The organism is Bacillus paramycoides (assembly GCF_038971285.1).
Taxonomy (GTDB): domain Bacteria; phylum Bacillota; class Bacilli; order Bacillales; family Bacillaceae_G; genus Bacillus_A.
The window spans coordinates 350967-374535 of record NZ_CP152427.1 but is presented as its reverse complement, the minus strand read 5'-3'; the positions used below and the strand labels follow the sequence as shown (position 1 = coordinate 374535).

21 protein-coding genes and 1 riboswitch are annotated in these 23569 nt (G+C 36.3%); of the genes, 7 read left to right on the top strand and 14 right to left on the bottom strand.

What is annotated here, in order from left to right:
- Window positions 1-282 precede the first annotated feature (282 nt).
- From AAG068_RS01995 to rlmD, 3 genes are all read right to left on the bottom strand, one after another.
- Window positions 283-2301, bottom strand: a complete 2019-nt coding sequence (locus tag AAG068_RS01995) for a GAF domain-containing sensor histidine kinase (RefSeq protein WP_342717085.1) — start codon at window positions 2299-2301, stop codon at window positions 283-285.
- A 173-nt stretch (window positions 2302-2474) separates the two neighbouring features.
- A complete protein-coding gene (locus AAG068_RS01990; protein WP_342717083.1) occupies window positions 2475-3464 on the bottom strand; it encodes a tRNA dihydrouridine synthase in 990 nt (329 codons plus the stop codon).
- Window positions 3465-3560: 96 nt separating this feature from the next.
- Window positions 3561-4937, bottom strand: a complete 1377-nt coding sequence (rlmD, locus tag AAG068_RS01985; protein WP_342717081.1) for a 23S rRNA (uracil(1939)-C(5))-methyltransferase RlmD — start codon at window positions 4935-4937, stop codon at window positions 3561-3563.
- Between the two features lie 121 nt (window positions 4938-5058).
- A riboswitch (purine riboswitch) is annotated at window positions 5059-5160 on the top strand.
- 202 nt (window positions 5161-5362) lie between these two features.
- Here rlmD and AAG068_RS01980 point away from each other — a divergent pair.
- The 3 genes from AAG068_RS01980 to AAG068_RS01970 all read left to right on the top strand — a co-directional run bounded on the left by AAG068_RS01980 (window position 5363) and on the right by AAG068_RS01970 (window position 9163).
- Window positions 5363-6559 carry a NupC/NupG family nucleoside CNT transporter gene (locus AAG068_RS01980; RefSeq protein WP_342717079.1) on the top strand — a complete coding sequence of 399 codons (1197 nt, stop codon included), beginning with the start codon at window positions 5363-5365 and terminating at the stop codon, window positions 6557-6559.
- A gap of 175 nt (window positions 6560-6734) precedes the next feature.
- On the top strand, window positions 6735-7817 hold the full coding sequence (locus AAG068_RS01975; RefSeq protein ID WP_342717076.1) for a polysaccharide deacetylase family protein: 1083 nt from the start codon (window positions 6735-6737) through the stop codon (window positions 7815-7817).
- A gap of 116 nt (window positions 7818-7933) precedes the next feature.
- On the top strand, window positions 7934-9163 hold the full coding sequence (locus tag AAG068_RS01970) for an aminopeptidase (protein WP_342717074.1): 1230 nt from the start codon (window positions 7934-7936) through the stop codon (window positions 9161-9163).
- Between the two features lie 40 nt (window positions 9164-9203).
- Here the strand turns inward: AAG068_RS01970 and AAG068_RS01965 are convergent, their stop codons facing one another.
- The 10 genes from AAG068_RS01965 to AAG068_RS01920 all read right to left on the bottom strand — a co-directional run bounded on the left by AAG068_RS01965 (window position 9204) and on the right by AAG068_RS01920 (window position 19867).
- Window positions 9204-9527 (bottom strand): DMT family transporter, encoded by a 324-nt coding sequence (locus AAG068_RS01965; protein WP_000263254.1) that lies wholly within the window; start codon window positions 9525-9527, stop codon window positions 9204-9206.
- A gap of 47 nt (window positions 9528-9574) precedes the next feature.
- Window positions 9575-11026, bottom strand: coding sequence for an NADP-dependent succinate-semialdehyde dehydrogenase (gabD, locus tag AAG068_RS01960; protein ID WP_342717070.1), 1452 nt, complete (start codon window positions 11024-11026; stop codon window positions 9575-9577).
- Window positions 11019-12386 (bottom strand): sigma-54 interaction domain-containing protein, encoded by a 1368-nt coding sequence (locus AAG068_RS01955; protein ID WP_342717068.1) that lies wholly within the window; start codon window positions 12384-12386, stop codon window positions 11019-11021. The genes gabD and AAG068_RS01955 overlap by 8 nt, the downstream gene beginning before the upstream one ends.
- A gap of 117 nt (window positions 12387-12503) precedes the next feature.
- Complete coding sequence (gene gabT / locus AAG068_RS01950; RefSeq protein ID WP_342717066.1) at window positions 12504-13868, bottom strand: 4-aminobutyrate--2-oxoglutarate transaminase; 1365 nt, start codon at window positions 13866-13868, stop codon at window positions 12504-12506.
- A gap of 154 nt (window positions 13869-14022) precedes the next feature.
- The gene (locus AAG068_RS01945; protein ID WP_342717064.1) at window positions 14023-14769 is read right to left on the bottom strand and encodes an HAD family hydrolase; all 747 of its coding nucleotides are present in this window, start codon (window positions 14767-14769) and stop codon (window positions 14023-14025) included.
- Between the two features lie 137 nt (window positions 14770-14906).
- Window positions 14907-15812 (bottom strand): diacylglycerol kinase, encoded by a 906-nt coding sequence (locus tag AAG068_RS01940; protein ID WP_342717062.1) that lies wholly within the window; start codon window positions 15810-15812, stop codon window positions 14907-14909.
- Between the two features lie 471 nt (window positions 15813-16283).
- Window positions 16284-17711, bottom strand: a complete 1428-nt coding sequence (gene gatB / locus AAG068_RS01935) for an Asp-tRNA(Asn)/Glu-tRNA(Gln) amidotransferase subunit GatB (protein WP_001047685.1) — start codon at window positions 17709-17711, stop codon at window positions 16284-16286.
- A gap of 14 nt (window positions 17712-17725) precedes the next feature.
- Complete coding sequence (gene gatA, locus AAG068_RS01930; protein ID WP_342717048.1) at window positions 17726-19183, bottom strand: Asp-tRNA(Asn)/Glu-tRNA(Gln) amidotransferase subunit GatA; 1458 nt, start codon at window positions 19181-19183, stop codon at window positions 17726-17728.
- Window positions 19184-19198: 15 nt separating this feature from the next.
- Entirely contained in the window at window positions 19199-19489 is a 291-nt protein-coding gene (gatC, locus tag AAG068_RS01925) for an Asp-tRNA(Asn)/Glu-tRNA(Gln) amidotransferase subunit GatC (protein ID WP_071729694.1), read from the bottom strand.
- A 141-nt stretch (window positions 19490-19630) separates the two neighbouring features.
- On the bottom strand, window positions 19631-19867 hold the full coding sequence (locus tag AAG068_RS01920) for a YiaA/YiaB family inner membrane protein (protein ID WP_001254393.1): 237 nt from the start codon (window positions 19865-19867) through the stop codon (window positions 19631-19633).
- A gap of 231 nt (window positions 19868-20098) precedes the next feature.
- Between AAG068_RS01920 and AAG068_RS01915 the strand changes: the two genes are divergently transcribed.
- The 4 genes from AAG068_RS01915 (at window position 20099) to AAG068_RS01900 (ending at window position 22553) form a co-directional block, all read left to right on the top strand.
- Window positions 20099-20581: a MarR family winged helix-turn-helix transcriptional regulator gene (locus AAG068_RS01915; protein ID WP_342717006.1), complete on the top strand. Its 483-nt coding sequence runs from the start codon at window positions 20099-20101 to the stop codon at window positions 20579-20581.
- Window positions 20582-20658: 77 nt separating this feature from the next.
- The gene (locus tag AAG068_RS01910) at window positions 20659-21840 is read left to right on the top strand and encodes an ArsA family ATPase (RefSeq protein WP_342717004.1); all 1182 of its coding nucleotides are present in this window, start codon (window positions 20659-20661) and stop codon (window positions 21838-21840) included.
- Entirely contained in the window at window positions 21833-22024 is a 192-nt protein-coding gene (locus tag AAG068_RS01905) for a DUF3926 domain-containing protein (protein ID WP_342717002.1), read from the top strand. The genes AAG068_RS01910 and AAG068_RS01905 overlap by 8 nt, the downstream gene beginning before the upstream one ends.
- A 58-nt stretch (window positions 22025-22082) precedes the next feature.
- Window positions 22083-22553 carry an HXXEE domain-containing protein gene (locus tag AAG068_RS01900; RefSeq protein WP_342717000.1) on the top strand — a complete coding sequence of 157 codons (471 nt, stop codon included), beginning with the start codon at window positions 22083-22085 and terminating at the stop codon, window positions 22551-22553.
- 167 nt (window positions 22554-22720) lie between these two features.
- On the opposite strand, the gene AAG068_RS01895 is transcribed toward AAG068_RS01900, so the two are convergent.
- Window positions 22721-23563 carry a MetQ/NlpA family ABC transporter substrate-binding protein gene (locus AAG068_RS01895; protein ID WP_342716998.1) on the bottom strand — a complete coding sequence of 281 codons (843 nt, stop codon included), beginning with the start codon at window positions 23561-23563 and terminating at the stop codon, window positions 22721-22723.
- Between the last annotated feature and the right edge of the window lie 6 nt (window positions 23564-23569).

Here is a 23569-nt window from a genome sequence, read left to right as displayed (position 1 = left end):
TGCTTGTGGAGATGATTTTAAAACTGCAACATATGCTGTTTAGCAGCTTTATTTTATATTTAATTCCAATAAAATCATACTGATACTAGAATTAATATGGGAAGATATCAATATTGAATTATGTAATTGATTATAAAGATGCTGAACGAAACTTCGGTTGAGGATTTACTATTAATTAACACACTTAAAAATGGACAAATCTAATATAGGTTTGTCCATTTTTTTATACTACTCAAATATAAATATTTGTGGTACAGTTCAACAAAAATAATCTAAATAAGGTTATTTTTTATTATTTAGATAATCAAATTTAACAAAAAAGGTAGTGCCTTCGGATCCCGTTTGAATTTCTATTTTTGCATTATGACGGGCAGCAATGGCATAGCATACACCTAACCCCAATCCAGTTCCATTATGTTTGGTCGTGTAAAATGGAGTACCTAGTTTTTCTAATACTTCAGGCCTGATACCTTTTCCTTGATCCCTCACTGCAAGCACGACACAATCTCGACCTTCTTTATAGGTGCTAATGGTTAGAACTTTCTCTTTATCCATCGCTTCTAAGCCATTCCGGTATAAGTTTATTAATAATTGTCGTATCTCATTACGATTTAAAAGTAATTCCGGAATGTCATTTGTATCGACTTGAATATATTTATTTTGATTATGCGTATCAATCTTTATTAAAGGAATAATATCACAGATAATTGAATTTAAATCTAACATCTGCAAATCCGATTTCCTTGTATTACCCATTGAGAGAAATTCAGTAATAATAGAATTGGCACGGTCAAGTTCTTCAATCATTAAATTAAAGTGCTTATTATGTTTCTCATAGGTGGGCTCTTCTTTTAATAACTGCAAAAACCCTCGTACTGTTGTCATTGGATTTCTAATCTCATGGCTGATACCAGCTGCCATTTGCCCTATTAAATCTATGTTGGATAACCTTTTCAATTCCTGCTCATATTGCTTTTTTTCCGTTATGTTTTTAAAAATACAACAAATACCATCATCATACGGGTATGCAATAACTTCGTGCCAATATTCATCTGGGGCAGAAAAAAATTCAAAATACACTGTAGTTCGCTCTGACATTACACGATGAAGTTCCTTATACATGACTTCGTCAATGCTACTCGGGAAAATCTCCCATATATTCTTTCCTAATACATCTTTTGCTGTTTTTCTTTGTGGAAAATATTGATGCTTATTTACGTACGTAAATTCCCACGTATTATTTAAAGTAAAGAATCCATCCGTAATACTTTCAATCACACTTGTAACTTTTTCATTAGCAACAGCTAGTTCTCTCGTTCGCTCTTCCACCATGCTTTCAAGTCTATCCATATATAACAAGTTTGAAAACGTAGGCGCTGTAGCATCAACGATAGATTTTGCCAGTTGTATTTGGGAATTATCATAATTGTGAGCTTTTCCCTCTTTGCCAACGACGATTACCCCTAATACTTCTCCCATTGAAACCAATGGAATCATCAGTAGACCATTACTATCTATATTTTTTGTTTGGATAACCTCTTGGATCTTGGCTTCATAGCTTTTCTCCACCCAATCCGCTTCTGTCCAATCACATTCCTTGCTTAACTTCGTTGTTTTAATCGTTGTTTTGTCTAGGGGGTCTAAAAGGTGAGCTGCCATGTTTTTACTCTCTAAAATCTGTCCTAAGTAAAAAAAACATTTATCAAAACTCTCCTGTATCGAGGAACACATTGATAAATCACGGGTAACATTTAGTAACAGCTGCTTCTCGGCAATAAGGTTTTCTTTTTGTTTTAAATTATTTGCATTTTGAATTGCGACCGCAGCCATATTTACATAAGCTTCAACACTTTGAACTTCTGAATTTGTTAAGTTCATTGGAACTCCATAATCAAATAAAAAAACTAGACCAAATAACTCTTGCCCAAATGAGATGGGTAGAGCTAATAAGGACTTAATTTTGAACGCAGCAACTGGTCTCGAATCCGGTCGATCATCCTTTGATGTATCAGGGATATAAATCGTTTTTTTTGTTTCCATAACTTCTTTTGCTAGTAAGTCTATTTCTGGATCAATTACCTGAGTATCGAGCGTTACGCCATTTATTGTCTCTGGTTTTCCTGCAAACCCTCTAAATGTTCCATCTTCCTGGGGTAAATAAATTCCAACAGCGTTGCACTTAACAATCTCCTCTGATATCGCAATTGTTACACGCTGCAATACTTCACGTAGTTCTAATTTTGTATTTATTATTTTTGTTATATTCGCGAGCCTAGAATATCTCGCCTGATCACTTAACATTCACACGGCCTCCAATTATAGGCATAATAAAATAAACATGATACTATCATTGAAAATCAAGACCAACCTACCATTTTCGCTTTTCTCCTGTATTCTTTTCTTACCCTTGTTTTACGCCTTTACTTCTGATACAGTCCACCTTAATTAAAGTGAAACAGTGTAACTTTCAAAAGTTACACTGTTTCACTACCTTCTACTACATTCACACTCGCCTCAAACTTATCAAGCAATGCACGCACTTCATTCGTTGATTTCGTACTCATCAATTGGTTTCTTAATTCAGCAGCTCCTGGGAATCCTTTTACATAAATTTTAAAGAAGCGATGTAGTCCTGTAATGGAGCGTGGTAATACTTCTGCATATTGATCTTGAAGATCCAGCTGCAGTCTTAAAAGATCAAGATGTTCTTTACTACTATGCTCTTTTGGCTCTTTTTCGAAAGCAAATGGATTTTTAAAGATTCCTCGTCCGATCATTACGCCATCAATGCCGTATTTTTCAGCAAGTTCCAACCCAGTTTTACGATCAGGGATGTCTCCGTTTATTGTTAGGAGCGTATTTGGTGCAATACGATCACGTAATTTTTTAATTTCCGGAATTAGCTCCCAGTGTGCATCCACTTGGCTCATTTCTTCTCTTGTACGTAAGTGAATAGAAAGGTTCGCGATATCTTGTTTGAAAATATGCGTTAACCAATCTTCCCACTCGCTTAACTCTTTAAAGCCAAGTCTTGTTTTTACGCTGACAGGTAATCCGCCCGCTTTTGCTGCTTGAATAAGTTCTGCCGCAACGTCTGGACGTAAAATAAGTCCACTACCTTTTCCTCTTGATGCTACGTTTGGTACAGGGCAACCCATATTAATATCGATGCCTTTAAATCCTAACTCTGCCATACCAATACTCATTTGGCGGAAGTATTCAGGATTATCTCCCCAAATATGCGCCACGATTGGTTGTTCATCTTCTGTAAAAATTAAACGGCCACGTACACTTTTCATACCCTCTGGATGACAATAGCTATCCGAGTTTGTGAACTCTGTGAAGAATACGTCTGGGCGACCAGCTTCACTTACTACGTGACGGAACACAACGTCCGTTACATCTTCCATTGGTGCAAGTACGAAAAATGGTCGTGGTAAATCACGCCAAAAATTATCTATCATTTCAAATTCAAATCCTCTCACTATGAATACAATTTCAAACTCTCAATAAACCAAAAAGCAGATGGTATAGATTTTCCTATATCAACTGCTTTCCTATTATACCAACTTCAGCCAAGCTACACACTCTACATGAGTCGTATGTGGGAACATATCAACAGGTTGTACTTCCTGCGTTTTATATCCACCTTCTTCTAGTACTTTTAAATCACGTGCTAATGTTGCTGGGTTACATGATACATATACGACGCGTTTTGGTTTCATGTCGATGATTGTGTTTAATAGTGCCTCATCGCAACCTTTACGCGGTGGATCTACGACCATTGTATCAGCGATTACGCCTTCTTTGTACCATTTTGGAATGACTACTTCTGCTTCTCCTACACCAAATTCAGCGTTTGTCATATTGTTTAGTGCTGCGTTTCGGTTTGCGTCTTCGATTGCTTCCGGGACGATTTCAACGCCGTACACTTTTTTCGCTTTTTGTGCTAGGAATAAGGAGATTGATCCAATTCCACAATAGGCATCAATTACTGTTTCGTTGCCATCTAGTTTTGCGTATTCTAACGTTTTATCGTATAGCACTTTCGTTTGTTCTGGGTTTACTTGATAGAATGAACGTGCTGAAATCGCAAATTTAATGTCACCGATAAAGTCATAAATATATTCTGATCCGTACAGTACTGTCGTTTTATCTCCGAAAATTACATTCGTACGCTTCGTATTTACGTTTTGAACAATCGATTTTACTTCTGGGAATTTCGCTGCAATTTCTTCAATGATTGCTTTTTTGTTTGGTAATTCTGCGGTACGAGTAATGAAGACAAGCATAATTTCCCCTGTTACTTGTCCGTAACGAGCCATTACGTGACGAAGTGTTCCTTTGTTACGCTCTTCGTTGTATGCCGAAATACCGTGTTTTTCACAAATACGTTTTACTTCTTGAATTAATGTATCGTTTTCTTCTGCTTGAATTAAACACGATTCCATATTAATGATGTCATGTGTTCCTTGACGATAGAATCCAGCTACAAGTCCACCTTCACGTTCTCCAATTGGTACTTGTGCTTTGTTACGGTATACCCACGGATTCTTCATGCCAAGTACAGGATGAACAGGAACATCACTTAATCCGCCGATGCGCTGCATAACATCGCGTACTTGTTTTTCTTTCGCTTGTAATTGTCCTTCATATGTTAAATGCTGAACCTGACAACCGCCGCACTGATTGTACACTGGGCATTCTGCATCTTTACGATATGGGCTCTCTGTATGAAGCTTCATTAAACGACCGAATGCGAAGTTTTTCTTCACTTTAATAATTTTAATTTGTGCTTCTTCACCTGGTAATCCGTTTTTAACGAAAATAGGATAGCCTTTTACTTTCGCAACACCGGCACCATCATGTGTTAAATCTTCAAATACTACATCTATAAACTCGTTTTTTTCAACTGGTGGCGTCATTTTTGTACTCATTTTCCGACCTCTCTTTTTCATAACACTGCGTTACATTTTATCATACTTATATGGTCTATTTCTATTGGAAGAAAAAAAGCTATTGACGATAGTTCTCTGTTAATGTTACGCTACTACTAATTTAATACGGACGATGTTACCTCATATATACTCGATAATATGGATCGAGAGTTTCTACCCGGCAACCTTAAATTGCTGGACTATGGGGAAAACTAATGAATATTAGCCCCTGTGCAAAAAAGGACTCATATTGATTAGCTTTCTCTCATAGATGAAAGTGAATCCATATGGGTCTTTTTTTATTTTTATTTTTCTAAAAGGTCAGACATCTTACGTATGACATAAAACCTCCTTGTTTTATTTTTAGTAATATAACGAGCGTTTTATGTACAAACTTTATACGAACTTCTGAAAGGGGCAACCACATGCAATATGTAATGAGCATTATCGGTATTCTTGTCGTTTTAGGTTTATGTTTTGCTTTGTCAAACAACAAAAGTAAAATCAACTTCCGTGCAATTGCTATTATGATTGGTTTTCAAATTTTAATCGGTTGGTTTATGTTTGGCACAAAGATTGGTCAACAAATCATTATTTTCATTGGTAAAGTTTTCAACAAACTAATTAAACTTGGTACGACAGGTGTCGATTTTCTCTTTAATGGGATTCAAAGAGATTTTGTCTTTTTTTTAAACGTACTATTAATTATCGTATTTTTCTCAGCACTACTTTCTATCTTTAGTTATTTAGGTGTTTTACCATTTATCGTTCGCGTTGTCGGCGGTGCAATCTCAAAAATTACTGGTTTACCACGCGTTGAATCATTCCACGCAGTAAACTCTGTATTCTTCGGTTCAAGTGAAGCGTTAATCGTTATTAAAAATGATTTACAACATTTCAATAAAAACCGTATGTTTATCATTTGTTGTTCTGCAATGAGTTCAGTTTCTGCCTCTGTTACAGCATCATACGTAATGATGTTAGATGCAAAATATGTACTAGCAGCTCTTCCACTAAACTTATTCTCAAGCTTAATCGTTTGTTCGCTATTAACACCAGTTGATACGAAAAAAGAAGATGAAGTGATTCAAAAATTCGATAGAACTTTATTCGGTGACAGCTTTATCGGTGCAATGATTAACGGTGCACTTGACGGTTTAAAAGTAGCTGGTATCGTTGCCGCATTAATGATCGCCTTCATCGGTGTGATGGAAGTTGTAAACTACGTAATTAGTGCCGCTTCAGGTGCAATGGGATATGCTGTTACGTTACAACAAATCTTCGGTTATATACTTGCTCCATTCGCATTCTTAATGGGTATTCCAACTCAAGATATTATCCCAGCTGGTGGTATTATGGGTACGAAGATTGTATTAAACGAGTTTGTAGCAATACTTGATTTAAAAGGTGTTGCATCAACATTATCTCCACGTACAGTTGGAATCGTTACAGTATTCTTAATTAGCTTCGCAAGTATTAGCCAAATTGGTGCAATCGTTGGTACAATTCGTGCCCTTTCTGAAAAACAAGGACGCGTTGTTTCTAAATTTGGTTGGAAAATGCTATTTGCATCAACACTTGCTTCTATTTTATCTGCGACAATCGCTGGATTGTTTATTTAATAAAAAATCACCTTACTCGTTGAAGTAAGGTGATTTTTTTATTTATTATTACTTTTCTCATTCCATCCATTTTCTTCAAATGCTATGATGAACAAGGGTATATCCCCACCTCTTTTACAGCGGTGGGGATTTTAAATGTAAGTATGCAACATAATACACAATAGAAGGTGATTTTATGAGAAAATATGCAGCAATCGCTTTATGTACATCTACCATTCTAGCAGGCTGTAATACTAGTGATGTAAGCCAGGAACCTAAAAAAGAGAAAAAGGTTCAAGGAGTTAAGAAACAAACAGAAACTGTGCAAGAACAAGGTAAAATTTCTTATCAGCCCATTACACACGAATCTACAAATACTACTATTCATATGACAGATATAAAAGATACTTTAACTGAAGTACAATATAAAATTTGGCGTACTGCTGACGGAAGGGAAACTTCTAAATCTTTATCTTCTAAAGAAAAGGAAAAACAATTTTCACTTCCTTTTGACATAAAAGAATTTGAAGGAAAACGCGGTGAATTTCAAATTGAAGCAATAGGAATAAAAGAAGATGGGAAAACCATCCCACTCACAAAAGCTGCTATTACTTTCGAACAAAAGGTTCCCGTTCTTATGTATCATGCAATCGATGATTATCACGGACAAGGCATTAAAGATTTATTCGTCTCACCTGCTAACTTTGAAGCCCAAATGAAATATTTAAAGGACAACGGCTATACATTACTAACTTTTGAACGTTGGGGTGATATTAATAAAGTAAATAAACCTATCTTTGTTACATTTGATGACGGTATGAAAAATAATATGAATGCATTCCATGTTTTACAAAAGCTAAAAGACGATACGTTTAAGCCCACAGCAACAGAATATATGATTGTTGATAACGTTGATGTAGAAGGATCACTGTCTACTTCTGAAATAAAAGAAATGGTCGATTCCGGCATTTTCTCAGTGCAATCTCATACAGCGACGCATGCAGACTTACCGAAAATTACAAACTATGAAGAGGAACTAAAAGGATCGAAAGAAAAGCTAGAAAAAATAACAGGTAAGCCCGTTATCGCAGTTGCTTATCCATTCGGTCATGTAGATGATAAAGTCGTTGCAGAAACGAAGAAATATTATCAATTTGCGACGACAACAAAACCCGGAAAATTCATTACAAAAGGTGAACCCGATGAATTGTTAAAAATGAAGCGTGTTCGCATACACCATACGACGACCGTAGAACAGTTTGCTTCTTCGATTAAATAACGATGAGGGCTCAAAACATTTTGAGCTCTCTTTTTACGCTATATTTATATATATTTTTTGAATTTTCTTGTATTATATATAGTAAGAAATCTTTCAAATTAAAGGAGATTATACATATGTCATTTGAACAAACGTTAGAGAAATATGCTGCCCTTGCAGTCAATGTTGGTGTTAATATTCAACCAGGACAAACATTATCAATTAGCGCACCTCTTGAAGCTGTACAATTTGTACGCCTCGTTACAGAAAAAGCATATAAATCTGGTGCAAAACACGTATATGTGGATTGGAATGATGAGACGTTAACACGCTTAAAGTTCGATCTAGCTCCTGAAGAAGCATTCGCTGAGTTCCCATCTTGGAAAGCAAACGCTCGTGAAGAATTAGCAAAAGAAGGCGCTGCATTTATGTCTATTTATGCAGAAAACCCTGATTTATTAAAAGGTGTAGAACCAACGCGTATCGCAACAGCTCATAAAGTAGCTGGTGAAGCAATGAAAGTATACCGTGATTACGTACAAGCTGATAAAGTAAGCTGGTGTGTCATTTCTGTTCCTACGAAAGAATGGGCTGCGAAAGTATTCCCTGACGTTGCACCAGAAGAACAAGAAGCAAAACTATGGGATGCTATTTTCAAAGCTACTCGTGCTGATTTAGAAAATCCTGTGGAAGCATGGAAAGAACACGATAAAACGTTACATACAAAAGTTGATTACTTAAACGAAAAGCATTATAAAGCTCTTCACTATACAGGTCCTGGAACAGATTTAACAATCGAACTTCCAGAAAAGCATGTATGGGCTGGTGCTGGTAGCTTAAATGAAAAGAATGTACCATTTATGGCGAACATTCCAACTGAGGAAGTATTTACAATGCCGCTTAAAACAGGTGTAAACGGCCAAGTATCTAGCACAAAACCGTTAGCATTTGCAGGTAACATTATCGATAACTTCACGTTAACATTTGAGAACGGACGTATCGTAGATTATAAAGCTGAAACTGGTGAAGAGGCTTTAAAACATTTAATAGAAACAGATGAAGGCTCTCACTTCCTAGGAGAAGTAGCTTTAGTACCTCATGACTCACCAATTTCAAACACAAATATTTTATTCTATAATACGTTATTTGATGAAAACGCATCTTGCCACCTTGCAATTGGAAGTGCTTATGCTTTCAACTTAGTTGGTGGAAAAACAATGTCTAAAGAAGAACTTGCCGAAAACGGGGCAAACAATAGTATTACACATAACGACTTCATGATTGGATCAGCTGAGCTTGATATCGATGGTATTACAGCTGACGGAAGACATGAACCAATCTTCCGTAAAGGTAACTGGGCATTTTAATACAAATAAAAGGCTATCTTCCACACCGGAAGATAGCCTTTTATGATGCCGATGAAACCTTAAGTCCAATTACGCCTAAAACGATAAAGAGAATACAAAACGCTTGGAATAAGCTAATGTGCTCTTTAAAGAAATACACGCTAATGATTGTAATAAGTAATGTTCCTACCCCAGACCAAATAGCATAAGCGATACTTAAATGAATTTTTTTTACAACGATAGCAAATACACTGAAACAAATTCCATAAAATACGAAAATAAGTACACTTGGAATAAGCTTTGTTAAACCATTTGATAACTTCATCGCAATTGTTCCTGCTACTTCAAAAATAATTGTTACGAGTAATAATAGCCAATATACCATACTAGAATCTCCTTCTCTGTTACCTTATAGAGATTCTAGTATACTACTTATAGTCCTAATGAAATATATTTAATTTCTAAATATTCCTCGATACCGAAATGTCCTCCTTCACGTCCAATACCACTTTCTTTAAAGCCACCAAACGGTGCTTGTGCAACTGATGGAAGTCCATCATTTAATCCGATAATACCGTACTCTAACGCTTCGCTAATTTGGAATGCTTGACTAATATCTTTTGTGAAAATATAAGCAGCCAAGCCATATGGTGTATGATTTGCACGTTCAATTACTTCGTCAACCGTTTTAAATTTCGCAACTGGTGCCACTGGTCCGAATGTTTCTTCATTCATACAAAGCATCTTATCGTTCGCCAACCCAATTACAGTTGGTTGCATAAAGTGTCCATCTAGCTCTGTAACCTTTTGGCCACCATATAAAACTGTTCCACCCTTTTGAATAGCATCTTCAATATGTTCCTGTACTTTCGAAACTGCATTCTCGTCAATAAGTGGTCCTACAGTCGTTCCATCACCGAAACCGTCTCCTACTTTCAACTGCCCTACTGCCTTTTGAAACTTCTCTGCGAATACTTCGTAAACTTCTTCCTGAACAAATACTCGGTTTGTACATATACACGTTTGTCCTGCGTTACGGAATTTCGAACCGATTACCGCCTCTACCGCTTTATCTAAGTCCGCATCGTTCATAACAATAAACGGTGCGTGACCACCTAACTCAAGTGAAACCTTTTTTATCGTTTTTGCAGCACTGGCCATTAATTCTTTCCCAATCTCAGTTGATCCTGTAAAGGAAACTTTTCGAACACGTCCATCTTCCATCCACGTATCAGCAATTGCTTTCGCACTACCTGTTACAATATTTATTACGCCTTTTGGAATGTCTGCTTCATGAGCTAATTCAGCTAATTTTAGCGCAGTTAACGGCGTTTGACTTGCAGGTTTTACAACCACTGTACATCCTGCTGCAAGCGCCGGAGCTACCTTTCTCGTAATCATAGCGGCCGGGAAGTTCCAAGGCGTAATAGCTGCCATAACCCCAACAGGTTGCTTCATAACTAAAATACGTTTATTCGGATGAGAAGCAGGAATCATTTCACCGTATACGCGTTTTCCTTCTTCTGCATACCATTCAACAAAGCTATTTGCATAATTCACTTCACCAAGCGCTTCTGCAAATGGCTTTCCTTGTTCTCTCGTCATGATCGCTGCAATCTCTTCTTTATTTTCATCAATAAGTGTGAACCATTTTTTTAACTTCATTGCACGGTCTGCTGCTGTTAACTTAGACCATGATTTAAAAGCTTCATGGGCAGCATCAACAGCTTGCTTTGCCTCTGTTACCCCGCCCTTTGGCACCGTCGCAAATATTTCTTTCGTTGCTGGATTATTTACTTCGATTTGTTCTTGCAATGTAATCCACTCACCATTTATATACATCGCCTTTTTCTCTACATTTACAAACGTCGCTTTTTTATCCAATGTTTTCTTCCTCCTCTATAAGTTTCTTTATTTTCCTAGTGGCAGCAGATTGACTTATTTTTAAAAACTCCGCTACTTTATAACTCGATCCATATGTTTTATATGCTTTCAAAATAATATTCCGTTCTACTTCTTCTAACATTTTATAGAGACTTTGGCCGGACTGTTCAACCGTTGATTCTTGCATCGCTATTGGTAAATCTTCTATCGTAACGATATCATCAGCAGTTATAACAATTCGCTCAATCACATTTTCAATTTCTCTATTATTTCCTTCCCACGGGTAACCAACAAACATTTGTAATGTGCTAGGTGCTAATTTTACATTCCGGCCATATTTCTCGTTAAAGTGTTGTAAATAATGATAAATGAGTGGCAAAATGTCTTCTGTTCTTTCCCGAAGTGGCGGAATTACAATTGGAATGACATTCAGACGATAATATAAATCTTTCCGAAATGTTCCTTGTTTCACCATCATACTTAAATCTCTATTTGTTGCCGCTACAATTCTAACATCCACCTTTTTTAATTCTCTTCCACCTATAGGGCGAAACGTTTTTTCTTGCAACACTTGCAAAAGCTTCGCTTGAATTTCAAGCGGCATTTCGCCAATTTCATCTAAGAATAGCGTTCCTTTATGCGCTGATTCTAATAGTCCCTTTTTCCCTTCACGGTTCGCACCTGTAAAAGATCCACCTGAGTATCCAAAAAGCTCTGATTCAATTAAATTTGTTGGCAATGCCGCACAGTTAATTTCATAGAAACTTTCATTCTTCCGGTTACTCACTTCATGTAAATGGCGTACCAATCGACTCTTCCCTACTCCTGTTTCACCTAAAACGAGAACAGTACTATCTACCACAGATACTTTCTTAATTGTCTCGACTATTTTTTGCATAGCGCTACTTTTAAAAATAAGTCCTTCATGTTCATATGTTTCTCTTAATTCTTTTTTATATGTTTTTAACTGATTATCCATTTCCTCTACCTTTTGACGTAATTGGTAGAGCTCCGTAAGATCACGAGAATAACTAATTACTCTTCTTAAATTTCCCTCATCATCAAAAACAGGCCTTGTACGAACGTGTAAATACTCTCCTGATTTTGTCGTTTGAACGAGTTCAATCGGTCTCTTTTTTTCAATTACTTCTAACGTTGCCGATGGATAAAAGATCCCATCCTTCTGCAACTCTTTTACATGCTTACCTACTAACTCCTTCGCAACTAATTGATAGTGCCTTTCACATGTACTATTTACACGCACAACGATTCCCTTTTCGTCAGTCACAAAAATTTCGTCAAACGCATATTCAAATACATCTTGTAAATCCATTAACACTCGTTCCTTTTCTGCAACCATCCTAGCCACCCCTAACTTCCAAAATCCATCGATTCACTTCACTACCTTTATTATAAAGTGAATTTTCTGCATTTTATATAGAGTTAGCTAGAATGTTTGCCATTTATTATTTAGCTTTTAAACACGAGCAGTATTTGCTTTCTCATAGCATACTTGCAATGATTCTTCAATGATTGTTAATCCTTCTTCAAGTTGCTCATCTGTAATCACTAATGGCATTAACACACGAATAACATTACCGTATGTTCCTGCTGATAGTAGAAGTAATCCGCGTTTGTTTGCTTCTGCACACAAATTAGCTGTTAATGTTTTATCAGGTGCTTTCGTCTTACGGTCTTGAACGAGCTCGAATGCACACATTGCTCCTAAACCACGCACATCACCAATGCAATTATATTTATTTTTCATCTCTTCGAATCGGTTCATTACGACTTTTCCTAATTCTATCGCTCTATCATTTAAATTCTCTTTTTCTATGACATCCAGTACTGCTAATGCTGCCGCACACCCTAGTGGGCTTCCCGCATACGTTCCGCCAAGCTCTCCCGGTGCAGACTCATTCATAATTTCTTTGCGCCCAATAACACCACTAATCGGTACACCAGCGCCTAATGATTTAGATACCGTAATTAAATCTGGAACGACATCATAATGATCAATAGCAAAATACTTTCCTGTACGGCTAAATCCTGTTTGAATTTCATCCGCTACAAATAAGATGCCGTGTTCTGAACAAATATTGCGTACTGCTTGCACAAACTTCTTACTTGGTACGATAAATCCGCCTTCCCCTTGAACAGGTTCCATGACAACGGCTGCTATTGTTTCTGGTGCTACTTCTGATATGAAGAAATTCTTAAACTCTTCAATCATAAAGTCATCGTACTGCTCTTCAGTTAGTCCTTCTGGGCGACGATATTCATACGGGAATGGCGCTTTATATACTTCTGGAGCAAATGGGCCAAATCCAAATTTATATGGTTTTACTTTACTTGTCATAGTCATTGTCATTAATGTACGTCCGTGGAAACCTTTAGAAAATGCGATAATACCAGGTCTTTTTGTATATTTACGAGCGATTTTCACCGCGTTCTCAACCGCTTCGGCACCACTATTTAAAAATAGTACTTGCTTATCAAAACTTCCTGGCGCTAATGCCGCAAGTTTTTCTGCTAATTCAATATATGGCTCATACATCATGACATTAAATCCAGTATGAATATATTGATCTACTTGTTTATGAAGCGCTTCTTTAACAGCTGGATGACAATGCCCTACATTAATTGTTCCGATTGCTCCTGCGAAATCAATGTACTTATTACCATCAACATCTGTTACAAGAGCACCATTTGCAGATTGTACAAACGTTGGGATGCCGTTACTTACTCCTTTTGGTACTATATTTTGGCGGCGTTCTAATAAAGACGATGCTTTCGGTCCAGGAATTTGTTCATTTACTTTAGCAAATTTTTTTGTGTTCATTACGTACCCCATCCTTTTCTTTACATTGTTTTCTCTTTTCTTTGCAAAATGTATGCCAACATTCTTTTCCACTATTTATCCTACATGCCTTCTTATTGGCATAAAAAAATAAGTCTACAAAGACTTATTAAGAGTCCATGTAGACTTATTTTTCTTACACACTAGACTTTCCTTGTTCCCAAATAAACTCACCCGAATGAGAAATGAAATCTCCAACAGATTGTACGACTAAATCCGCAAGTGGTTCTAACGTTTGACGATCCCCTGTACCAGATAGTACTCCAATTGCATAGCAATCGCCGCCATTTCTCGCTAAATATAAATCAGTTGGTGTATCCCCAACGACTGCCACCTCACATGCTTCTAAATGAAACCTCTCACAAAAAGATTCTATAATTCTTTTATCCGGCTTTTGTGCTGGAAACGTATCTGAAGCTACAACACAATCAAAAAAAGAATCTAATTGATACTGTTTTAAAAATAATTCTGTCGGTGCGAAATCATCAGCTGTCACAACACCTAAAATAAATCCTCTATCCTTTAAACCTTGTAAAATCCTCGGTAAATCCGCCGTCATTTTCATATAGGAACGATGCTCGTACATAAGAGAAAATAATTTTTCACTTACCCACTCATGCATTTCCTCTTCCTTACATGACGTAATATGCTTACAAAGCCCCTTTGCAACATCAAGGCTTGTTCCTGCCGCTATTGCGCTAAGAGGGTTCACAAATGCCCCATCCACGCCGATTTCTTTTAATAAAGTAGACTGCATTAACTTTGGTAGTTCATATAAATTTATACATTCCGCCACAAGTTCTTCAGCTACTTTTATCCAAATTGAATGAAAATCCATTAACGTCCCATCTTTATCAAATAGTATTGCTTTTACCTTCTCCATAGCATCCTACCTCTCGTTTCTTATCTCCTCCAGTGTATCAATAAAGTATGGATATAAAATAAACGAATTGTAAAAATACCATAAAAATCAAACTAACTTCCAATTTACAATTCCTTTATACAATAAAAAGGATGCCTTTACAGGGCATCCTCTTGTTGTTCAGGAACAAATAGTTCAAGACAATGATACATATTTTCGAATTCCATCGGTGCGTCTCCACCGTATTCACCATCTAAATTAATCATTAGTTTATCTGGTGAATGTACTTTAATTCGATTTGCTTGTGTGTATAGCACTTTTGGATTATTAATATGTTCACCACGCTGCGCTTGTGTTGCTGCCTTAATTAAGTCAGCGATAGAACCTTTTTTCAGCACTAATAAATCGAATAAGCCATCGTTAATTGATGCATATGGTGCTACCTTTTCAAAGCCGCCCACTGAACGAGTATTCGTAATTAAAAACATCGTAATTTCTTCTTGTAGTAATTTTCCATCATACTCAATTTCAACATATGTTGGATGTAATGATGGTAACATTTCGATACCTTTTAAATAATAAGCAAGTTGTCCTAATACTGTCTTTAGCTTACTCGGTACTTCATATGTTAATTCTGTAATACGACCGCCACCAGCGATATTAATAAAATATGTATCGTTTGCTCTACCAAGGTCTAATGGTACAGTTTTTCCTTCACAAATTATATCTGCTGCCTCTTCAATAGAACGAGGTACACCGATTGCACGTGCAAAGTCATTAGTCGTTCCAACTGGAATAATTCCAAATTTCGGACGGAATTCATGCCCAACTAAACCGTTTACGACTTCATTTAACGTGCCGTCACCACCAGCCGCGATAACAACATCAAATTTACGCTCTACAGCTTGCCTCGCCGCCACAGTTGCGTCTCCAGGACCCGTTGTCGCATGACAAGATGCTTCATATCCAGCTTGTTCTAATTTTTGTAATACTTCTGGTAAACTCTTCTTAAATAGCTCACGCCCAGAAGTAGGATTATAAATAATTCTTGCTCGCTTCATCATTTATTAGCACAGGAAATTTCTTTATGCATCGAAAAAGAACATACCGAACTTCTATTCAGTATTCCCATGCCTACCTCCTCTCATCTTCCTATCCTTTTTTTATCTCGCTCAAACAGGCAGTAAGAACCCGATTCGTGTAGCCCATCAAAAATAAATATTCATTTCGATGTTTTTGTTTTATTTGATCAAAAAATTTATGTCCATATAATTCCTCTTAACAATTTACATATAACGAATAATAATTATCTATTATTTCATGAGATGAAAAAAACCTCTATGTCTAGATTTATCATTATTCCCACCTTTTTGCAACTATCATACCATAGTTGCTATACAAACATTTTTCCACTTTTGACAGTTAATCAAACGTTTGTTTAAACGATTTTCTCTCATTTAAACAAACGTTTGATTAACCTAGAAAAACACCCATGTACGGGTGTTTTTCTACTTAACCTTTAAAAGTTACTACTATTATCGCTTATTAATCTCTTCAAGTAAGATTTTGTTAACAAGCGGTGGATTTGCTTGTCCTTTTGTAGCTTTCATAATTTGACCAACTAAGAAGCCAATTGCACGGTCTTTACCGTTTTTAAAGTCTTCGATAGATTGCTCATTATTATCAAGAATTTCTGTTACAACTTTACGAAGTGTACCCTCGTCAGAAATTTGAACAAGACCTTTTGCTTTAACGATTTCTTCTGGGTCTCCACCTTTTTCAATTAATTCATTAAATACTTTCTTCGCGATTTTAGAAGAAATTGTACCTTTTTCAATTAATTGAACCATTTTAGATAAACCAGCAGGCGTTAATGCAACGTCTTTTAATTCTTTTTGTTGTTTGTTTAAGTATGCAAGTACTTCACCCATTAACCAGTTTGATGTTAATTTCGCATCAGCACCGTCTGCAACAGTTGCTTCAAAGAAATCAGACATTTCTTTCGTTAATGTTAATACATGTGCATCATAAGCTGGTAAGCCTAATTCTGCAACGTAGCGAGCTTTACGTGCATCTGGAAGTTCTGGAATAGAAGCACGAACCGCTTCTTTCCACTCATCATCGATGTAAAGTTCAACTAAGTCTGGCTCTGGGAAGTAACGGTAATCGTCAGATCCTTCTTTCACACGCATTAAAATTGTTTTCTTCGTTGCTTCATCATAACGACGTGTTTCTTGTTGGATGATACCGCCAGATAATAATTCTTTTTCTTGACGCACTTGCTCGTGCTCAAGACCTTTTTGTACGTAAGTGAATGAGTTTAAGTTTTTCAGTTCCGCTTTTGTACCGAACTTCTCTTGTCCAACTGGACGAAGGGAAATGTTCGCATCACAACGCAATGAACCTTCTTCCATCTTACAATCAGATACGCCAGTGTATTGAATGATTGATTTTAACTTCTCTAAGTATGCATATGCTTCTTCTGGCGTACGCATATCTGGCTCAGATACGATCTCGATTAAAGGCATACCTTGACGATTGTAGTCTACTAATGAACCATCAGCTGTATGCGTTGATTTACCAGCATCTTCTTCTAAATGAAGACGTGTAATACCGATACGTTTCTTTTTACCGTCTACTTCGATTTCAATCCAACCATTTTCACCGATTGGCTTATCAAATTGAGAAATTTGGTAAGCTTTCGGATTATCTGGGTAGAAATAGTTTTTACGGTCGAACTTCGTTTCCGTTGCGATTTCACAGTTTAATGCCATTGCAGCTTTCATTGCAAAGTTAACTGCTTCTTTATTTAAAGTAGGAAGTACCCCTGGGTATCCTAAGTCAATTACACTTGTTTGTGTATTTGGCTCCGCTCCGAATTCTGTTGGACTCGCAGAGAAAATTTTCGAATTTGTTTTTAACTCAACGTGAACCTCTAAACCAATAATTGTTTCTAAATTCATCTATGCTCGCCTCCTTACAGACTTGCTTTTTTTGTATGATAGTCTGTTGCTTGCTCAAACGCATGTGCAACGCGGTAAATTGTCGCTTCATCGAAGTGTTTACCAATGATTTGTAGACCAAGTGGCATGTTGTTAGCACCGAATCCACATGGAACAGAAATCGCTGGAACACCCGCTAAGTTTACTGGGATTGTTAAAATGTCATTTGCATACATTGTCATTGGATCATCAACTTTTTCGCCCACTTTAAATGCCGGAGTTGGCGTTGTTGGTCCAATAATAACATCGTAGTTAGCAAATACATTTTCAAAGTCGTTTTTAATTAATGTACGTACTTGTTGTGCTTTTTTGTAATATGCATCATAGTAACCAGAGCTAAGTGCAAATGTACCAAGCATAATACGACGTTTTACTTCATCACCGAAACCTTCGCTACGTGTGTTTTTGTATAGATCTAATAAATTATTTACATTATCAGAACGAACACCGTAACGTACGCCGTCAAAGCGTGAAAGGTTAGCAGATGCTTCAGAAGAAGATAATAAGTAATACGTTGCTAAAGCATATTTAGAGTGCGGAAGAGATACTTCCTCCCAAGTTGCGCCCATACCTTCTAATACTTTTAAAGCAGCTAGTACTGACTCACGAGCTTCTTCGCCAACACCTTCTCCTAAGTATTCTTTCGGTACAGCAATACGTAAACCTTTAACGTCGCCTGTTAAACCAGCTAAGTAGTTTCCTACTTCAACGTTAGCAGAGGTTGCATCCATACGATCAATGCCTGAAATAGCTTGTAATAAGTATGCATTGTCTTCTACTGTACGTGTAATCGGTCCGATTTGGTCAAGTGAAGATGCGAATGCCACTAATCCGTAACGAGATACGCGTCCGTAAGTTGGTTTTAAACCTACAACGCCGCAATATGCAGCTGGCTGACGGATAGAACCACCCGTATCAGAACCTAGAGAGAATAATACTTCTCCTGCTGCTACAGCTGCTGCAGAACCGCCACTAGATCCGCCTGGAACGTAATCTAAGTTCCATGGATTTTTTGTAGCGTAGAAACCTGAGTTTTCATTTGAAGAACCCATTGCGAACTCGTCCATATTTAATTTACCGATTGTAATTGTGTCAGCAGCTTTTAGCTTTTGCACAACTGTCGCATCATAAATTGGATCGAAGTTTGCTAACATTTTGCTCGCACAAGTAGTACGAAGACCGTTAGTTACAATGTTATCTTTTACACCAATTGGCATACCGAATAATAAACCATTATCTTCAGCACCAATTTTTGCGTCTAATTCTTTCGCTTTCGCGCGTGCGTTTTCTTCATCTAATGTAAGAAAAGCTTTTACGTTATCTTCAACATCCGCAATACGTTTGTAAGATTCTTCTACTAAATCCGTAACGGAAATTTCTTTGTTGTTTAATTTCTTATGTAACTGTGATACTGAATGATCAAATAATGACATCGAAATTCCCCTCCTCTATTCTAATACTGCTGGAACACGGATTTGATTATCTTTGTGATCCGGTGCATTTTTTAATACTTCTTCAACTGGTAAACCTTTTTCTGGTATATCTTCACGCATAACATTTTTCATAGTTAATACATGCGTTGTTGGTTTTACATCTGTTGTATCTAATTCATTTAACTGTTCAGCAAATGTAACAATTGCATCTAGTTGTTTTTGAAATTTTTCTGCTTCTTGATCAGTAATTGCAAGACGTGCTAAATGTGCTACGTGCTTTACATTCTCAACGGAAATTCTTGACACGGCTAGGCCACCTCCATAATATATCGTTCAATCTACAATACTATTGATGATACCAAATTTTCAGTACTTCAAGCAAGTCAACACACGGCACTTACGGCATTTTTACATAAAAAAAGAAAGGCAAACGCCTTTCTTTACAATTTACTCTTTATCTAACGGTTTATTTTTCGGAAATCTCTCGTTATCTTCTTCATTATCACGAATTGTTTTTTGTAATACAAAACAAGACATCGTTAAAAATAATGTTCCAATTAAATAATATCCTTTTACACTAAGCGTTTCATCTAACGTATAAATTCCAATTAGCATACCTGAAAGCGCGCAAACAAATGAAGTCCATGCTAAAAATGTGAACGCTTGCGTATTACGTCTTCTCATCGTTCTCCCCCTCGTTAGCTGTACATCCATTATAGATAAGTATATTTACCATGAGGGATTTTTATGTAAATTCTCATTTTATATTTATAAATCTATTACAAAAGAATACTATTTTAAAGTTAGTTTTCTGTCTAATCTGAAAAAACAGTTAAAATAATTGACATTTATTTCAATTCTACATAAAATAAAAATAAATATTACGAACCTCGAAATATACGGGAGTGGGATTAATTGTTGCAATATGAACATTTTTTAGACTTACTGCTAGATAACGCCAAGAAACTTTTTTATCCTGAGGAATGGGTAAGCCTAGATTTAACACTTTCTAAAACTGAAGTATTTTGTTTACTTTGGATGGAGCGAAATACAGATACTACAATGACAAAAATTGCTGACCTTCTTGATATACCGATGAGCACAACGACAGGTGTTGTAAATCGCCTTGTAAAAAAGGGATATATTGAAAGGTACCGTGATGAAAACGACCGACGCATTGTATTCATTCGTTTAACAGAAAACGGTGTAATGCTCGTTCAAGAAGTAAAACAAAATGCAGCTCATTACTTTAACCTAGTGACAGAAGCATTATCAGAAGAAGAAAAAGCATCCTTACTACAGATCTTCCAAAAGATCATGAATCACCTTGCTACGTCACAGCAAAAAACAGAAGAAAAAGTTTCTACACCTAAAATGAAAAACATTCCGATTGAATAAAAACCCTAATGGGGTTTTTATTTTAAAAAATATTTCGTAACTCGTAATATTCGACACTCGAAACAAGGGGGATATGAATGATGAGAATTATTTTGTATACAGGTAAAGGCGGCGTAGGAAAAACTAGTATTTCAGCAGCAACTGCACTTCAAAGTGCAAAACAAGGATTAAAAACTTTAGTAATGAGTACAGATCCAGCTCATAGTTTAGGAGATTCATTTGGGATAAAGCTATCTTCTGAGCCATTAGAAATTCGTGAAAATTTGTGGGCACAAGAAATTAATACAATTTATGAAATGGAAAAGGGGTGGGGGAAGTTACAGAAATATATTACACTACTCTTCACTTCAAAATCAGCTGATGATATTACCACAGAAGAGTTAACGATGTTTCCTGGTATGGAGGATTTAATTAGTTTACTTCGCGTACTCGATTATTATAAACAAAACACATATGATGTTATTATCATTGATTGTGCTCCAACAGGAGAAACATTAGCAATGCTCAGCTTTCCAGACATGCTCGGCTGGTGGATGGAAAAACTCTTTCCTATTAAAAGAAAAGTTTTAAAAGTTGTTCGCCCTGTAGCTCAACCACTTCTTGGTGTCCCCCTTCCAACCGATGATATTATGGACGAATTAACAAATACACTTGAACAGCTCGGAGAAATGAGAGATATTTTATCAAACCGAGACGTAACAAGTATCCGCATCGTTGTAAATCCTGAAAAAATGGTCATTAAAGAAGCACAGCGTAGCTTTACGTATTTAAATTTATACGATTATAACGTAGATGCCATTATGATTAACCGCGTCATCCCTAACACTGTCACCGATCCTTATTTTCAAGCATGGAAAGATACCCAAAAGAAATATAAAACATTAATTCAAGATAGTTTTGATCCACTTCCTATTTACGAAGCTCCAATGTTTGAACAAGAAGTTGTTGGTTTACCTATGTTAGAACGTGTAGGAGATGCTTTATTTAAAACGGATCATTTTCCTACTGAAGTAAAATTTAACGGTCGCACTCAATATGTAAAAAAAGATGGCGATGAATATATTTTCGTTCTGTCCATCCCCTTCTCTAACAAAAGTGAACTGGCATTAAATCAAAAAGGTGATGAGCTTATCATTCGTGCTGGTTCTGTTAAACGAAACATCACATTACCAAAAACGTTAACACACCTTTCTATTCAAGGAGCAAAATTCGAAGATGATGTACTAAACATTCGATTTGGAGGTGTAGTGCATGCGTGAGGAACTACTAAGGAAGGTAATTCATGCAAAAATAAAAGTCGGTATGAATATATTAGAAGAGTTACCTGCACCAATCCAGCAATCAGCTAAACAAATGCTAAATATTTTACAAGAGGAGCTAGCTGCTTATCCGAAAGAACGAGAGCACCACGAAGATAATGTAAAAAGTATTATAATTGAATGAACATCTCTGGATAGAGAGCCTTTGTAGGCTTTCTATTTCCCTATTGGAGTGATATAAGTTGTTGAAAAAACATTCCACTATTATGCTTTGGATTATTCCATTGTTATTTTTCATTCATAACCTTGAAGAATCTTTCCAAATGCCGAAATATCTATCTAATCAATTTTCAATTCATTTTATAACAAGCCAACAATTTTTCATTGCTATTTCCACATTAACAATCTTTGTCTTACTTATCGTCTTTCTATATCAACTAAACTTCTTTTCTTCTATATACTGGATTATTTTTATACAAGGAGCTATATTCTTCAACTCCGTTCAACATATTATTTTGTTTTTCATATATCGTTCTTATAATCCTGGCGTAATATCAGCAGTTTTCATTGTTATCTTTTCTATTTTCTTTGTTTCATCGAAAAAACAATTCATTCATAAAAAACAATTCATACTTACACTCATTTTCAGTTTATTTTCTTACCCTGTTATAATTTGGATTACCTTACTATTCGCTAGCTACTTTCATTCATAAAAAAAGACCAGGAAAACTCCTGGTCCATTACTCTACTTAACAAACATTGGATTCTACGTTATACAGAATTGGAAGGTACAGAATTAGGGTTTGTTTGTTAAGTAGATTATATGTTGAACGAACTAACAGCGGAGGGGTTCCTTCTGCTAGCCCGTTAAACTCAATTATTATTTTACGATTTTTTCAAGCTCATCAAGTGAAAGATCTACTGAAATGGAACCATCATTTGTTTCTTTCTTAATTGCATCTGTTACTTCTTTTGAATGATATAGTTCAATTACTTTTTTCAGTGTTGGATCATCTTTATCTTTCGTACGAGCTGCGAAAATATTAATATACGGCTTCGCATTTTCATTCTTTGGATCTTCTAAGAAAATCGGATCCTTCGCTGGATCTAATCCAGCTTGACCAGCAACACCGTTATTAATAACTGACGCTGCAACATCTTTTAATACACGAGGTGTTTGCTGTGCGATAACCGGTGTAATTTTTAACTTCTTCGGATTTTCAGCAATGCCGCTTGGATCCCCGAATAGGCCAAAGTCTTTTTTAAGCTTTACTAATCCAGCTGCATCAAGAAGTTTTAATGCACGAGCTTGGTTCGTTGGATCATTTGGAATCGCAATTTCTGAACCATCTGGGATTTCACTTGCTTTCTTATGTTTTTCAGAGTATAAGCCCATTGGTGCAATTTGCGTTGTACCGACAGCTGTAATATCTAACTTATGCTCTTTTTTAAACTGCTCTAAGAAAGCAATATGCTGAAATGAGTTTAGTTCAATATCTCCATCAGCTAACGCTTTATTTGGCGTTGTATAATCAGAGAACTCAACCAGTTTAACTTTAATCCCTTCTTTTTCAGCTTTTTCCTTTACAATTTCCCAAGCGTTTCCATCCGTTCCAGTTACACCAATGCGGACTGTCTTCTCTTTTGCTCCTGCATCTGAACAACCACTTAACGCTGAAATCCCTACAATTGCTGATAATGCAAATGCTAAAATTTTCTTCATTTCCTT

Bases quoted from the DNA above. Each gene is read 5' to 3' on its own strand.
- AAG068_RS01995 (WP_342717085.1), bottom strand. From the start codon at position 2,301: ATGTTAAGTGATCAGGCGAGATATTCTAGGCTCGCGAATATAACAAAA.
- AAG068_RS01990 (WP_342717083.1), bottom strand. From the start codon at position 3,464: ATGATAGATAATTTTTGGCGTGATTTACCACGACCATTTTTCGTACTT.
- rlmD (WP_342717081.1), bottom strand. From the start codon at position 4,937: ATGAGTACAAAAATGACGCCACCAGTTGAAAAAAACGAGTTTATAGAT.
- AAG068_RS01980 (WP_342717079.1), top strand. From the start codon at position 5,363: ATGCAATATGTAATGAGCATTATCGGTATTCTTGTCGTTTTAGGTTTA.
- AAG068_RS01975 (WP_342717076.1), top strand. From the start codon at position 6,735: ATGAGAAAATATGCAGCAATCGCTTTATGTACATCTACCATTCTAGCA.
- AAG068_RS01970 (WP_342717074.1), top strand. From the start codon at position 7,934: ATGTCATTTGAACAAACGTTAGAGAAATATGCTGCCCTTGCAGTCAAT.
- AAG068_RS01965 (WP_000263254.1), bottom strand. From the start codon at position 9,527: ATGGTATATTGGCTATTATTACTCGTAACAATTATTTTTGAAGTAGCA.
- AAG068_RS01955 (WP_342717068.1), bottom strand. From the start codon at position 12,386: ATGGTTGCAGAAAAGGAACGAGTGTTAATGGATTTACAAGATGTATTT.
- gabT (WP_342717066.1), bottom strand. From the start codon at position 13,868: ATGAACACAAAAAAATTTGCTAAAGTAAATGAACAAATTCCTGGACCG.
- AAG068_RS01945 (WP_342717064.1), bottom strand. From the start codon at position 14,769: ATGGAGAAGGTAAAAGCAATACTATTTGATAAAGATGGGACGTTAATG.
- AAG068_RS01940 (WP_342717062.1), bottom strand. From the start codon at position 15,812: ATGATGAAGCGAGCAAGAATTATTTATAATCCTACTTCTGGGCGTGAG.
- gatB (WP_001047685.1), bottom strand. From the start codon at position 17,711: ATGAATTTAGAAACAATTATTGGTTTAGAGGTTCACGTTGAGTTAAAA.
- gatA (WP_342717048.1), bottom strand. From the start codon at position 19,183: ATGTCATTATTTGATCATTCAGTATCACAGTTACATAAGAAATTAAAC.
- AAG068_RS01920 (WP_001254393.1), bottom strand. From the start codon at position 19,867: ATGAGAAGACGTAATACGCAAGCGTTCACATTTTTAGCATGGACTTCA.
- AAG068_RS01910 (WP_342717004.1), top strand. From the start codon at position 20,659: ATGATGAGAATTATTTTGTATACAGGTAAAGGCGGCGTAGGAAAAACT.
- AAG068_RS01905 (WP_342717002.1), top strand. From the start codon at position 21,833: ATGCGTGAGGAACTACTAAGGAAGGTAATTCATGCAAAAATAAAAGTC.
- AAG068_RS01895 (WP_342716998.1), bottom strand. From the start codon at position 23,563: ATGAAGAAAATTTTAGCATTTGCATTATCAGCAATTGTAGGGATTTCA.